Here is a 12,925-nt window from a genome sequence, read left to right on the forward strand (position 1 = left end):
AGATGAGCTCCGTTGCGAAGGTCATCCGGCGCGAATGGCTCGACTGGCCGTTCTTCGAGCCGCGCCATCAGGCGATCGGCGCGGCGCTCGACCGCTTCGTGCAGTCGGGCGTTCTCGACAAGGTCGACCACAACGATGTCGACGGCGCCTGCCGCAAGCTGGTGCGCGCGATGGGCGAGGCGGGGGTGCTCGATTGCGCGGTCGCGGCGCCCGATGGCGATGCGGCGACGATCGATTCCCGCTCGATCTGCCTGTCACGGGAGTCGCTGGCCTATGCCGACGGCCTCGCCGATTTCGCCTTCGCCATGCAGGGGCTCGGCTCCGGCGCGATCGCGCTCGGCGGCGCCGCGGAGCTGCGCAAGGCGGTGCTGCCGAAGGTTCGCTCCGGCGAATGGCTCGCGGCCTTCGCGCTGTCCGAGAAGGAAGCGGGATCTGACGTCGCGGCGATGTCCTGCGCGGCGCGGGCCGACGGCGACGACTACGTCATCGACGGTGAGAAGACCTGGATATCGAACGGCGGCATTGCCGACGTCTACACGCTGTTCGCGCGAACCGGCGAAGCGCCGGGCGCGCGCGGCATCTCGGCCTTCGTCGTCTTTCCCGATGATCCCGGCTTCAGCATTGCCGAGCGTATCGATGTCGTCGCCCCGCATCCGCTGGCGACACTGCGTTTCACGGGCTGCCGCATTCCGGCAAGCCGCCGCCTCGGCGCGCCGGGTGGCGGGTTCAAGCTCGCGATGCAGACGCTGGACATCTTTCGTGCGTCGGTCGCCGCGGCCGCCCTTGGCTTTGCACGGCGGGCACTTGACGAAGCGTTGTGGCATGCGAAGAGCCGGCACATGTTCGGGGCGACCCTGGGCGATCTCCAACTGACCCAGGCCGCACTTGGCGACATGGCGACCGACACCGACGCCGCCGCGCTGCTGACTTACCGCGCTGCCTGGCGCCGCGATGTCCAGAAGCTCCCGACGACGCGTGAGGCTGCCATGGCGAAGCTGACCGCAACCGAGACCGCACAGCGCGTCATCGACCGCGCCGTGCAGATGTTCGGTGGTCGCGGGGTGCGCAAGGGCGAGATCGTCGAAAGTCTCTATCGCGAAATCCGCGCGCTCCGCATCTATGAGGGCGCGACCGAGGTCCAGAAGCTGATCGTGGCGCGTGAGCTGCTGAAGCCGCGCTAACTGCAGAGAGTTTTAGCACGATGAAACAAGCGGAACTGCCTGCCGCGACCTATGGTCTGCGGGTGCTTCAGCCCGGCGGCTGGCCGCAGCCGAAGGGATATGCGAACGGCATCATGGCCGAAGGACGCCTCGTCGTGACGGGCGGCGTCGTGGGTTGGGACGTTGCCGGTCAATTTGCCGACGGCTTTGTCGCGCAGGTCCGGCAGGCGCTCGAAAACATCGTGGCGATCCTGGCGGAGGGTGGTGCGGCACCCGAACATCTGGTGCGTCTGACCTGGTACGTCGTGGACATGGACGAATACGTCTCCAATCTCAAAGCGCTCGGCAAAGCCTATCGAGACGTCATCGGCGTCCACTACCCCAGCATGGCGCTCGTCCAGGTCGTACGTCTTGTCGAGCCGGCAGCGCGGGTCGAGATCGAGGCGACTGCCGTTGTTCCACGTTGACGAGCACGGGTATCGGTTTGAAATTCGCCGTTGCGACAAATGTCACCGCGTATATTTGGTTCGATCAGCCGCGTCTTGAACTTCGCCGATTCGACGCCCACCACGCGGCCGGGAAATCCACAGAGCCGCCAGCTCGTGGCGCGATGCGGACTCGGGTCTGACGTTTCAAGCTTTCGCCGAAGCTCAAGAGGCCGCCGAATTTGCGTGCCTGCCGGCCGTAGACATGCCCTGCTGCGTTCCTAACCCGGGTGCTGAAAGGAGTTGCAGAAAACGAGGTCATTAGTCGCGCTTATGTCGCAAATTTTTACTTCCAATTTTACTTCGCAAAATCCTGCCCCTAGCCTCGCGCGCATCTGATCACATAAGCAGCCGGTCAATGGCGACCGGTGCGAGCGTTCATCGTAACCAACGAGGGTTGCCATGTCTGATGGGACTAAGGGGACGTTCACTTCCGATCCGGCGGGAACGGAGGCCAAAACGGACGTCAAGTCGACGAAAAAGCTGAGCCGGCGCACGCTGTTGAAGGGTGCAGCCGCCGTTGCGGGCGCAGCCGCAGGGTCGGATGCGATCCGCGGATTCCCGACCATCTGGGCGCAGGAGATCAAGGACATCGAGCTGCGGCATGTCGGCGTCTCCTACTCGGTGGTGAAGGCAATCGGCGACCAGGCTGCCAAGGATCTCGGCTTCAAGGTGACGATGCAGAACCTCGACACCTCCGCTGCCATCAACCGCTTCATAAGCCAGCCTAATACGGTCGACATCGCCGATCTGGAGGGCTGGCAGGCCAAGCTTGCCGCCAAGCGCAGCGTGATCCAGGGCATCGAGGTCAAGAAGATCAAGGAGTTCGACAACATCCTGCCGATCTTCACCAAGGGTGAGATCGACGGCCACAAGATCCCGCGCCAGGGCATCTCGCCCTATGAGGCGATGTATATCGCGAAGCCCGATTCAACCGATCTGAACGATGGCGTCACCGAATGGGCGACCTTCCTGCCGCAGGTCTACAATGCCGACTCCATCGGCTATCGCCCCGACCTCGTCGGCCACGAAGTGACCGAGTGGAAGGACCTGATCGATCCCAAGTTCAAGGGCAAGGCCGCGATCCTCGACGTGCCCGCGATCGGCATCATGGACGCCGCGCTCTGCTTCGAAAGTGCCGGGCTGATCAAGTACGGCAACAAGGGCAACATGACCAAGGAGGAGATCGACTTCACCTGCAACAAGCTGATCGAGCTGAAGAAGCAGGGCCAGTTCCGCGCGACCTGGACCACCTTCGACCAGTCGGTGCAGCTGATGGCCGCAGGCGAAGTGGTGATCCAGTCGATGTGGTCGCCGGCAGTCGCTGCTGTGCGCGTGAAGGAGATCCCATGCGTCTACGCGCCGGTCAACGTGAAGAACGGCAAGGAAGGCTATCGCGGCTGGTGCAACGGCATGGGCCTGATGAAGCATCTCTCCGGCAAGAAGCTCGACGCTGCCTACGAATATCTCAACTGGTATTTGTCGGGTTGGCAGGGCGGCTTCGTCGCGCGCTACGGCTATTACAGCCCGGTGCCGTCGACCGCGAAGAAATTCCTGACGCCGGCCGAATGGGCGTTCTGGTATGAGGGCCAGCCCGCGCCTGAGGTGGTCAACGATCCCTATGGTGTGGCGATGGAGAAGGCCGGCACCAAGCGTGACGGCGGCTCGTTCCTCGACCGCGTCAAGAACATCTCGTGCTGGAACACGCTGATGGACGAGGCGGCCTACATGAACAAGCGCTGGAACGACTTCAAGGTGGCCTGAAACCTGCTTTCCCTGACTGAACAAAGCACCGGCGCCGTCACGCGCCGGTGCGACACGATCGACTTCGAGGCATTTGCTGATATGCAGCCCAGTCCAAGTCCAAATTCGAGTCCGTCACGTGCCAATCTCGCCGGCTGGCTCTACGTGTCGCCGCTGGTCCTGGTGCTCGTGCCGTTCTTCGTGGCACCGATCCTGGTCGTGCTGGCCGCGAGCTTCTTTGCCACCGATGGCTTTGGCGGGCTGACGCCCGGCTTCACGCTCGCAAGCTATATCGAGGTACTGCACTCGGCGCTGACGCTCAAGCTGTATCTGGCGACCATCAAGTTCACGGTGCTGACCTGGATCTTCACGCTCATCATCGGTTTCTTCGTCGCCTATTTCCTGGTGTTCCACGTCCGCAATCAGTTACTGGCGATCGGCCTGTTCCTCTTGTGCACCGTGCCGTTCTGGACCTCGAACATCATCCGGATGATCTCCTGGATTCCGCTGCTCGGCAAGGAAGGCCTGATCAACCAGGCGCTGCTGGCGATGGGTGTGATCCATCAGCCGCTTGAGGTGTTGCTGTTCTCCGACCTTGCGGTGATCATCGCCTATGTCCACCAGCTCACGATCTTCATGATTGTGCCGATCTTCAATTCCATGGCGCGCATCGACAAAAACCTGATCGAAGCCGCAATCGACGCCGGCGCCAGCCGCTTCGACATCATGCGCCTGATCGTGGTGCCGATGTCCAAGAGCGGCATTGCGCTCGGGACCATCTTCGTGGTCTCGATCGTGATGGGCGATTTCTTCGTGGTGAAGGTGATATCCGGCGGCGGCTCGGCTTCCGTTGTCAGTGCCTTCTACGAGGACGTCGGCGTGCTGCAGTATCCGACTGCGGCCGCAAGCGCCGTGCTGCTGACGCTGGTGCTGGTCGCGATCGTCTCGCTGATCCTGCGCACCGTCGATATCCGGCAGGAGATCACGCGATGAGCGCGGTTCTCGCCGAGATGCCCAAGAGCGACATGTCCAAGACGGTGATGCCAGCGACGACCAAGGCAATCGCGCCGAGCAAGGGCGGTCGGTCCTGGACCTTCTACGTGCTGGCAACGCTGTTCTCGCTTTATGTTGTCGCGCTCTATGGCCCGATGTTCTGCATCTACGTCCTGTCGTTCCAGGACATCCGCGGCGGTCTCGTGTTCCCGATGAAGGGCCACTCGCTGCACTGGTTTGTCGATCTCTTCACCCAGGTGCGCACCGGCGACGTCAAGGGTTCGTTCGACCGTTCGATCAAGCTCGCGGTCATCGTCACCATCATCACGGTTGTGGTGTCGTTCCTTGCCGGGCTTGGCTTCCGCAAGCGCTTTCGCGGCGACACTTTTGTCTTCTACATGATGATCGGCAGCCTGGTCGCGCCGGGTCTGGTGCTCGGCCTCGGCACGGGCCTCCTGTTTCAGGCGCTTGGCTTGAATGCGAGCTGGTACACCTCGGCGCTCGGGGCGCAGCTCTCCTGGACGCTGCCGTTCGGCGTGCTGGTCATGTTCGCGGTGATGTCGCGCTTCAACCATGTCTGGGAAGAGGCGGCCTATGACTTGGGCGCCAGCCGCTGGCAGTCGATCTGGCTGGTGATGATCCCGGTGCTGGCGCCCGGCCTCGTTGCGGTCGCGCTGTTCGGCTTCACGCTGTCCTATGACGAGTTTGCGCGCAGCCTCCAGACTGCGGGTTCGCTGAACACGCTGCCGCTGGAAATCTGGAGCATGACGCTGAACGTCACCTCGCCCTCGCTTTATGCGCTCGGAACGGTCACCACCATCGTGTCCTTCATCGTCATCGGCGCAAGTCTCGGCACCATCGTGCTGATCCAGAAGAAGCGCGGCAGCCAGGCCAAAGGTTGATTTGGGAATGAAGAGCGATCGCGGCGATATCGAACTGGCAGGCGTCTGCAAGAGCTTTGACGGCGCGACCTACGTGGTCGACGGCGTCAATCTCAGGATCGCGGACGGGGCCTATTGTTGCTTCATCGGCCCGTCCGGCTGCGGCAAGACCACGATCCTCCGCATGATCGCAGGTCACGAAGACCCGACGGCGGGTGAAATCGTGATCGGCGGCCAGAACGTCGTCGGGCTGGCGCCGGTACAGCGTCGCACCGCGATGATGTTCCAGTCCTACGCGCTGTTCCCGCATCTGACCGTGCGCGAGAACATCGCCTTTGCATTGCGCGTCCGCGGTCAGTCGAAGGCCGATCGTCTGCGCGTGTCCGACGCCATGATCGAGAAGGTGCGGCTGACGCAGTTCGCCGACCGCCTGCCGGCGCAGCTCTCCGGCGGCCAGCAGCAACGCGTCGCCCTGGCGCGGGCCGCGATCACCGAGCCGCGCGTATTGCTGCTTGATGAGCCGTTGTCCGCGCTCGATGAGCAGCTCCGCGTCCAGATGCGCCAGGAGCTCCGGCGGATGCAGCAGGAGCTCGGCATTACCTTCATCCACGTCACCCACACCCAGCTCGAGGCGATCGCGCTCGCGGACCTCGTCGTCGTGATGGAGCAGGGCAAGATCAAGCAGGCGGGCGCCGCGCGGGACGTCTACGCTCATCCCCACGACCGCTATGTCGCCGAGTTCATGGGCGGCCAGAACGTGCTGTCTGGTCGCGTCGAAAAGGTCAACGGCGCGAGTTTTACGCTCGCGCAGGCCGCGTCTGATGGCATCGAGGTGCCGCTTCAGGCCCGTGCGACCATCAGCGTCGGTGACGAGGTCGACATTGCCGTGCGCCGCGACGATGTCGCGTTGGTTCGGCCGGGCAGGGACCTGCCACCGGGCTGCACGACGTCGCTGCCGAGCCGCGTGCTCGCGATCGAATACCAGGGCTATTTCGTCAAGGTCATGCTCGACACCGTGCCGGACGACGAGTTTGTCGCCTATGTGCCGGAAAAGACCTTCTTCGCAGATCCCTTCACCGTCGGCGATGTCGTGATGGCCACATGGGCCACCGGCAGCGCCTTGCCACTCGCCTAAGACCCGTCGCGCACAGGAGTATGACCGTGCAGATATCCTTCACACTCAACGGCCGGCCCACCACTGTCGAGGTCGAACCGGCGACCCTTGTCGCCGAGCTGCTGCGCGAGCAGCTCAACCTCACCGGCACCCATATTGGCTGCGACACCAGCCAGTGCGGCGCCTGTGTCGTTCATCTCAACGGGCTGCCCGTGAAGAGCTGCACGCTGCTGGCGCCCGCGCTCGACGGCGCGACCCTGCTGACCATCGAAGGTCTGCAGGGCGCGCCCGGCTCGAACCAGATGCATCCGATGCAGGAGGCGTTTCGCGAGCATCATGGCCTGCAATGCGGCTTCTGCACGCCGGGCATGCTGATGACCGCGATCGCGCTTGCTGCGGAGAAGCCTGATCTGACCGAGGCCGATGTCCGTCATGGCCTCGAAGGCAATATCTGCCGCTGCACCGGCTACCAGAACATCGTCGTCTCGGTCATGGCGGGCGCGGCCGCCATGACCGCCGCCAAGGGAGAGTGACCATGGGCAATGTGATCGGGATCGGCGCTGCACCGAAGCGGAAGGAAGACCAGCGCTTTCTTACCGGCCGCGGCAATTACGTCTCCGACATCAAGCGGCCCGGCGCGACGGCGGGCGTGTTCGTGCGCTCGCCGCATGCGCATGCGTTCCTGCGCAGCATCGACAAGAGCGCGGCGCTGGCAGCGCCCGGCGTGATCGCGGTCCTGACCGGCGACGATGTCAGGGCCGACGGCCTCGGCTCGCTACCTTGCGGCTGGGGCATCTCGGACGCCAAGGGCGTGCCGATGAAGGAGCCGCCGTTCCCGATGCTGGCACAGGGCAAGGTGCGCTTCGTCGGCGACATGGTGGCCTTCGTCATCGCCGAGACGCCGGAGCAGGCCAATACGGCAGCCGAGCTCTTGAATGTCGATTACGACGTGCTGCCTTCGGTGGTCGGCGTGCTCGAAGCTGTCAGGCCTGATGCGCCGCAATTGTTCGACGACGTGCCGAACAATATCTGCTGCGACTGGGAGCTCGGCGACAAGGCCGCGGTCGAGTCCGCGTTCCGCAAGGCCGCGCATGTCGCAAAGCTGAGCCTCGTCAACAACCGCCTGATCGGCAATCCGATGGAGCCGCGGGCGGCGATCGCGGAGTACGAGCCGGGCACCGATCGCTTCACGCTGTGGACCACCAGCCAGTTCCCGCACGTCGTGCGCTTCCTGATGGGCGCGCTGGTGCTGAACATTCCGCAGCACAAGCTGCGCGTGGTCGCGCCAGATGTCGGCGGCGGTTTTGGCGTCAAGCAATTCCACTACGGCGAAGAGGCCGTGATCACCTGGGCCGCCAGGCGTGTGATGCGGCCGATCAAATGGGTCGCGAGCCGATCGGAGGGCTATGTCTCCGACCGCCACGGCCGCGATCACGTGACCGAGGCCGAGCTTGCGCTCGACGAGACCGGAAAGTTTCTCGCTTTCCGCGTCAATACGCTCGCCAATATGGGCGGCTATCTCTCGACCTTCGGACCGAATATCCCGACCAATCTCTACGGTCCGCTGCTCGGCGGCGTCTACACAACGCCGGCGATCTACTGCAACGTAAAGGTGGTCTTCACCAACACGGTGCCAGTTGACGCCTATCGCGGTGCGGGTCGACCCGAGGCGACCTTCGTGCTGGAGCGCATCGTCGACGTCGCGGCCGCCGAGATGGGCATCGACCGCGTCGAGATCCGCCGCCGCAACATGATCCCGAAGGAGGCCTATCCGTATCAGACGCCGGTGCTGGTGCAGTACGATTCCGGTGATCCGATGGGCTGCCTCGACGGTGCGTTGGCCGCAGCCGATGTCAAGAGCTTCGGCATCCGCAAGGCGGCGTCCGCGAGCAAGGGCAAATTCCGCGGGCTCGGTTACTCCACCTATGTCGAGGCGTGCGGCCTCGCGCCGTCGCGCTTCGCCGGACGGTTGGGTGCGCGCGGCGGTCTCTATGAAAGCGCCACGGTGCGCGTGCATCCGACCGGCCAGGTGACGGTCATGATCGGCACGCACAATCACGGTCAGGGTCACGAGACAACGTTCGCGCAGATCGTTTCTGACAAGCTCGGTGTCGCCTTCGACAATGTCGACATCGTGTTTGGCGATACCGATCGCGTGCAGTTCGGCATGGGCACCTATGGCTCGCGCTCTCTCGTGGTCGGCGGCGCCGCGCTGTCCAAGGCGACCGACAAGGTGATCGCCAAGGGCAAGAAGATTGCATCCCACCTGCTTGAAGCGGCCGAAGTGGACATTCAGTTCGAGGCCGGAAAATTCTCCGTCGCCGGCACGGATCGCATGAAGACGTTCGAGCAGATCGCGGGCGCGGCCTATGTGCCGCACAATTATCCCCTCGAAGTGCTGGAGCCGGGACTGGAAGAGCAGGCCTATTACGATCCCGTGAACTTTACTTATCCGGGCGGCTGCCACATCGCCGAAGTCGAGGTCGATCCGGAGACCGGCACGGTGACGCTGGTCAACTACACCGCCGTTGACGACGTCGGCACGGTCATCAATCCGATGATCGTCGAGGGGCAGTTGCACGGCGGCATCGTCCAGGGTGTCGGCCAGGCGCTGTTCGAGAACGCGGTCTATGACGAGAGTTCAGGCCAACTGCTGTCGGGCTCGCTGATGGACTATTGCATGCCGCGCGCCGACCACATGCCAATGATGAAGGTCGCGACCCATTCGACGCTCTGCACGCACACGCCGATGGGCGTGAAGGGCTGCGGCGAGGTCGGCACCATCGGCTCGCCGGCTGCCGTGATCAACGCCGTGGTCGACGCCCTGTCGCATCTCGGCGTCACCCATGTCGACATGCCGGCAACGCCGAACCGGATCTGGCGCCTGCTGCAAAACGCGTCGCTGCCGGTTGCCGCGGAATAGGGAGGACAACAATGAAACCATTTGCCTACCACCAGCCCAACCAGATTCCCGATGCGGCCAGGCTTTTGACCTCGATCGAGGACAGCAAGCTCGTCGCCGGCGGCATGACGTTGATCCCGACGTTGAAGCAGCGGCTGGCCAATCCGCCCGCTCTGATCGATCTTTCGAAGCTCGGAAATCTCAAGGGCATCACCGACGACGGCGCCACCATCACCATCGGCGCAATGACGCCGCATGCGGTGGTCGCAGCTTCGAAGCTGGTGCAGACCAAACTCCCGGGGCTCGCAGCGCTGGCCTCGATGATCGGCGATCCCGCCGTGCGCAGCCGCGGCACCATCGGCGGCTCGGTCGCGAACAACGATCCGGCCGCCGATTATCCCGCCGGTGTGCTCGGTCTCGGAGCCACCATCGTCACCAGCACGCGCGAGATCGCGGCCGACAAGTTCTTCCTTGGGCTGTTCGAAACCGCGCTCGAACCGGGCGAGATCATCGCCGCGATGCGTTTCCCGGTGCCGCTCAAGGCAGGTTACGCAAAGTTCAAGGCGCCGGCGTCGCGTTATGCGCTGGTCGGCGTGTTCGTCGCGAAATTCGCTGATGGTGTCCGCGTCGCCGTAACCGGCGCGGGTCCCGGCGTGTTCCGCGTGCCGCCGATGGAGGCGGCGCTGTCGGAGAATTTTGATCCGTCTGCAGTTGCGGCGATCAAGATCGATAACGACGGCCTCACCTCCGATATCCACGCCGAAGCCGATTACCGTGCGCATCTCGTTACGGTCATGGCCAAGCGCGCCGTCGACGCGGCGCTCAGCTAGCTCTTTAGGGTTGATGATGACTGATGGTTCCGGCCGAGCGGCCTTCCCGCCGGCGCCGACTGGTCTTGGCGCGCTTTCTGCAACCGAGATCATGGCCGGCTACCGGCGCAAGATGTTCACCCCGCGCGATGTCGTCGACGACACGATTGCTGCGCTTGAGGCGACCAACGAGGCCTGCAATGCGGTGGTGACGCCGATGTACGAGCAGGCGCGAGTGGAGGCCGATCGCCTCACGAAGGAGATGCGCGCGGGCGAGGCGAAGGGGCCGCTCGCCGGCGTGCCTGTCACGATCAAGGACCTCGTCTTCGTCGCGGGCGTGCCGGCCTATGCCGGCTCGCCGATGAACACGAGCTTTGTGCCCGAGGCCGACGCCGCCGCGGTGTCGTCGCTGAAGGCCGCCGGCGCGATCATCACCTGCAAGACCACGACCTGCGAGTCCGGCTACAAGCTGACGGCCGACAGCCCGGTCACCGGCATCACGCGCAATCCCTGGAATCCCGGTCGCACCAGCGGCGGGTCGAGCGGCGGCGCCGCGGCCGGCGTGGCCGCCGGTTGCGGCCCGATCGCGATCGGCACCGACGGCGTCGGCTCGATCCGTGTGCCTTCCTCCTTTTGCGGCGTGTTCGGGTTGAAGCCGACTTTCGGCCTCGTGCCGCGCTCGCCCGGCTTCTCGCCGCCATCCTGGGCCTCGCTCGCGCATACCGGGGCGATCACGCGGACTGTTGCCGATGCCGCGCTGACGCTGGAGATCATCGCCGGCTACGATTTGCGCGATGCTGCAAGCCTTCCCGTGCCCGGGCGTCGCTTCGATGCCAACGCAGGGCGTCTGGATGGTATTCGTATCGGCGCCAGCGCCGATCTCGGCTACGCCGCCATCAGCCCGGACGTTTGTGCGGCATTTGGTAAGGCGCTCGCCATTCTCGATTCCTGCGGCGCGCAGGTCACCATGGACGGCCCGGGTCTCGATCCCGGCATCCTTGAGCATACGCTGAAGCCAATCGCGTTCACCGAACAGGCGGCCGCGGTCGCGACCAGGACCACCGCCGATCTCGCCAACTCCGAAGCGGACTATCGCGATGTCGTCAGCGCCGGCCGCCGTTACACCGGAACGGACTATATCGAAGCGAGTTACCGCCGCGGCCAGGCGCGCAGTGCCTTCGTCAAGCTGTTCGAACGCGTCGATGTGCTGGTGACGCCGACCGTCGCTGTCACCGCATTCGAGGCCGGCCGGATCGGCGTCGGCACGATCGATGGCAGCAAGGTCGATCCGCATCTCGGTTGGTCGCCCTTTACCTGGCCGATCAATCTCGCTGGTCTTCCGGCGGCGACGCTGCCCTGCGGTTTCGATCGCGACGGCATGCCGATCGGCCTTCAGATCGTCGCGCCCTGGCTCGACGAGCCCACGATCTTCCGCATCGCTGCGGCGTTCGAGCAGGCGCAGCCCTGGGCGAAGTTCTGGCCGCAGCTCGTGTTACGTGAGGTTGGTGGAGGGCGCGCCAAGGGGTGAAGCGGCCATGATGCAATAGTGCCGGTGTTTTGCCCGACGTGTCAAATCTCTAAAAGCATGACCCCGACCCGAAGGGCCGCGTGAGCGCAAACTGCGCAGCAGTCCTCCGGAAGGGCGCGCTAAAAAACCCCTTTGCAGACAAGGGGCCATTCTACTGTGCATGGGGTTGTTTTCGATGTTTGTGTGGGCCTAGCCCAGCTCGATCGGCGCGCCGCGCCCGCTGAGTTCTTCGTCGAGGCGCAGATAGTGCGCGAGATAGTCGTGCAGCGCGGTCGCGGCCTTCGAGGTGGCACCGCTCGACTTGTAAAGCAAAAGCTCGACCTGCGGCAGCGGCGGCAGGCCTTCATTGGGATTGATCTCCCGCATGGCCGGTACCAGCGCGCTGCGGCCAAGCACGGTCACGGCCATGCCGGCGAAGGCGGCCGCCTGCAAGCCGCCGACGCTTTCGCTGACGCAAGCAACGCGCCAGCGCAGGTTTGCGCGCTCAAGCGTATCGATCGCGTAGTCGCGGTAGATGTTGCCGGGCGGCAGCAGCGCGAGCGGGATCGGACGTTCCTGATGCGCTGAGGATTGTTCGCCGGTCATCCAGACCAGCTGCTCGCGCCGCACCACCTGGCCGCCGGTGAAATCGTTCATGCGGGTCACCAGCGCGATATCGACGTCGCCGCGCTTGACGAGGCCGACGAGCGGCGTGGACAGTGCGCAGTTGAGCTCGACCTGGATGCGCGGAAAGGATTTGCGGAACACGCTGAGGATAGAGGGCAGCATGAACGCCGCATAGAGATCCGGCGTACCGAGCACGACCTGGCCTTCGATCTCTTGCGACGCCAGTTGCGAAATCAACTCGTCATGCAGCCGGAGGATGGACTTGGCATAGGTGAGGACCGTCGTACCGTCCTCGGTCAGAGTTAGCCGGCGTCCGGCATGCAGGAAAAGTTGCTTGCCGGTCAGTTCTTCCAGCCGCTGCAATTGCAGGGTTATCGCCGGCTGGGTCCGGCCAAGGCGGCGCGCCGTCTCGGTGATGCTGCCGGTCTCGACGACCGATATCAGCGACCTGAGCATGCGTATGTCTAGGCTGATGAGGTTCATGAGGTGCCCGTTTCGCCCAACATTTATGCAATTTCCGTGCTAGCGCTTTGCTCGGAGCCTGTCGTGCAGGGATACAAGCAGGCGCGATCCAAGCACCGTGTGCTGTTTTCGACTATCTCGGGGACTTTGGAAGCCGAAAGGAATGCCCCCAGTGGGGAGCATGTCGCAGCCGAGCCGCGCAGCTGCTTAATGGTTGCGGGATTGATCTCGCAAAACACGGC

General features: G+C 64.0%; 11 protein-coding genes. 10 read left to right on the forward strand and 1 reads right to left on the reverse strand.

The genetic code is table 11. The features are described from left to right. Nucleotides 1-2: 2 nt before the first annotated feature. The 10 genes from YUA_RS0136105 (at nt 3) to YUA_RS0136150 (ending at nt 11,615) form a co-directional block, all read left to right on the forward strand. On the forward strand, nt 3-1,181 hold the full coding sequence (locus YUA_RS0136105) for an acyl-CoA dehydrogenase family protein (RefSeq protein ID WP_027535037.1): 1,179 nt from the start codon (nt 3-5) through the stop codon (nt 1,179-1,181). Nucleotides 1,182-1,201: 20 nt separating this feature from the next. Continuing rightward, nucleotides 1,202-1,627 (forward strand): RidA family protein, encoded by a 426-nt coding sequence (locus YUA_RS0136110; protein WP_027535038.1) that lies wholly within the window; start codon nt 1,202-1,204, stop codon nt 1,625-1,627. 420 nt (nt 1,628-2,047) lie between these two features. Further along, nucleotides 2,048-3,409 carry a PotD/PotF family extracellular solute-binding protein gene (locus YUA_RS0136115; RefSeq protein WP_027535039.1) on the forward strand — a complete coding sequence of 454 codons (1,362 nt, stop codon included), beginning with the start codon at nt 2,048-2,050 and terminating at the stop codon, nt 3,407-3,409. A gap of 81 nt (nt 3,410-3,490) precedes the next feature. Further along, nucleotides 3,491-4,381 (forward strand): ABC transporter permease, encoded by an 891-nt coding sequence (locus YUA_RS0136120; protein WP_027535040.1) that lies wholly within the window; start codon nt 3,491-3,493, stop codon nt 4,379-4,381. Then, nucleotides 4,378-5,283, forward strand: coding sequence for an ABC transporter permease (locus tag YUA_RS0136125; RefSeq protein WP_027535041.1), 906 nt, complete (start codon nt 4,378-4,380; stop codon nt 5,281-5,283). Before YUA_RS0136120 ends, YUA_RS0136125 begins: the two co-directional genes overlap by 4 nt. A 7-nt stretch (nt 5,284-5,290) precedes the next feature. After that, the gene (locus tag YUA_RS0136130; RefSeq protein WP_027535042.1) at nt 5,291-6,397 is read left to right on the forward strand and encodes an ABC transporter ATP-binding protein; all 1,107 of its coding nucleotides are present in this window, start codon (nt 5,291-5,293) and stop codon (nt 6,395-6,397) included. A 20-nt stretch (nt 6,398-6,417) separates the two neighbouring features. Then, on the forward strand, nt 6,418-6,909 hold the full coding sequence (locus tag YUA_RS0136135) for a (2Fe-2S)-binding protein (RefSeq protein WP_027535043.1): 492 nt from the start codon (nt 6,418-6,420) through the stop codon (nt 6,907-6,909). A 2-nt stretch (nt 6,910-6,911) separates the two neighbouring features. Further along, complete coding sequence (locus tag YUA_RS0136140) at nt 6,912-9,299, forward strand: xanthine dehydrogenase family protein molybdopterin-binding subunit (protein ID WP_027535044.1); 2,388 nt, start codon at nt 6,912-6,914, stop codon at nt 9,297-9,299. An 11-nt stretch (nt 9,300-9,310) separates the two neighbouring features. Next, nucleotides 9,311-10,108, forward strand: coding sequence for a xanthine dehydrogenase family protein subunit M (locus YUA_RS0136145; protein WP_027535045.1), 798 nt, complete (start codon nt 9,311-9,313; stop codon nt 10,106-10,108). 16 nt (nt 10,109-10,124) lie between these two features. Beyond that, nucleotides 10,125-11,615 carry an amidase gene (locus YUA_RS0136150; protein ID WP_027535046.1) on the forward strand — a complete coding sequence of 497 codons (1,491 nt, stop codon included), beginning with the start codon at nt 10,125-10,127 and terminating at the stop codon, nt 11,613-11,615. Nucleotides 11,616-11,804: 189 nt separating this feature from the next. On the opposite strand, the gene YUA_RS0136155 is transcribed toward YUA_RS0136150, so the two are convergent. Next, entirely contained in the window at nt 11,805-12,704 is a 900-nt protein-coding gene (locus YUA_RS0136155) for a LysR substrate-binding domain-containing protein (RefSeq protein WP_027535047.1), read from the reverse strand. Nucleotides 12,705-12,925 lie beyond the last annotated feature (221 nt).

It is taken from the genome of Bradyrhizobium sp. WSM3983, assembly GCF_000473045.1.
Lineage (GTDB): Bacteria > Pseudomonadota > Alphaproteobacteria > Rhizobiales > Xanthobacteraceae > Bradyrhizobium.

Excerpts from the sequence above, each read along its gene's own strand:
- YUA_RS0136125 (WP_027535041.1), top strand. The coding sequence starts at position 4,378 with ATGAGCGCGGTTCTCGCCGAGATGCCCAAGAGCGACATGTCCAAGACG.
- YUA_RS0136150 (WP_027535046.1), top strand. The coding sequence starts at position 10,125 with ATGACTGATGGTTCCGGCCGAGCGGCCTTCCCGCCGGCGCCGACTGGT.
- YUA_RS0136105 (WP_027535037.1), top strand. The coding sequence starts at position 3 with ATGAGCTCCGTTGCGAAGGTCATCCGGCGCGAATGGCTCGACTGGCCG.
- YUA_RS0136120 (WP_027535040.1), top strand. The coding sequence starts at position 3,491 with ATGCAGCCCAGTCCAAGTCCAAATTCGAGTCCGTCACGTGCCAATCTC.
- YUA_RS0136140 (WP_027535044.1), top strand. The coding sequence starts at position 6,912 with ATGGGCAATGTGATCGGGATCGGCGCTGCACCGAAGCGGAAGGAAGAC.
- YUA_RS0136115 (WP_027535039.1), top strand. The coding sequence starts at position 2,048 with ATGTCTGATGGGACTAAGGGGACGTTCACTTCCGATCCGGCGGGAACG.
- YUA_RS0136135 (WP_027535043.1), top strand. The coding sequence starts at position 6,418 with ATGACCGTGCAGATATCCTTCACACTCAACGGCCGGCCCACCACTGTC.
- YUA_RS0136145 (WP_027535045.1), top strand. The coding sequence starts at position 9,311 with ATGAAACCATTTGCCTACCACCAGCCCAACCAGATTCCCGATGCGGCC.
- YUA_RS0136155 (WP_027535047.1), bottom strand. The coding sequence starts at position 12,704 with ATGAACCTCATCAGCCTAGACATACGCATGCTCAGGTCGCTGATATCG.
- YUA_RS0136130 (WP_027535042.1), top strand. The coding sequence starts at position 5,291 with ATGAAGAGCGATCGCGGCGATATCGAACTGGCAGGCGTCTGCAAGAGC.
- YUA_RS0136110 (WP_027535038.1), top strand. The coding sequence starts at position 1,202 with ATGAAACAAGCGGAACTGCCTGCCGCGACCTATGGTCTGCGGGTGCTT.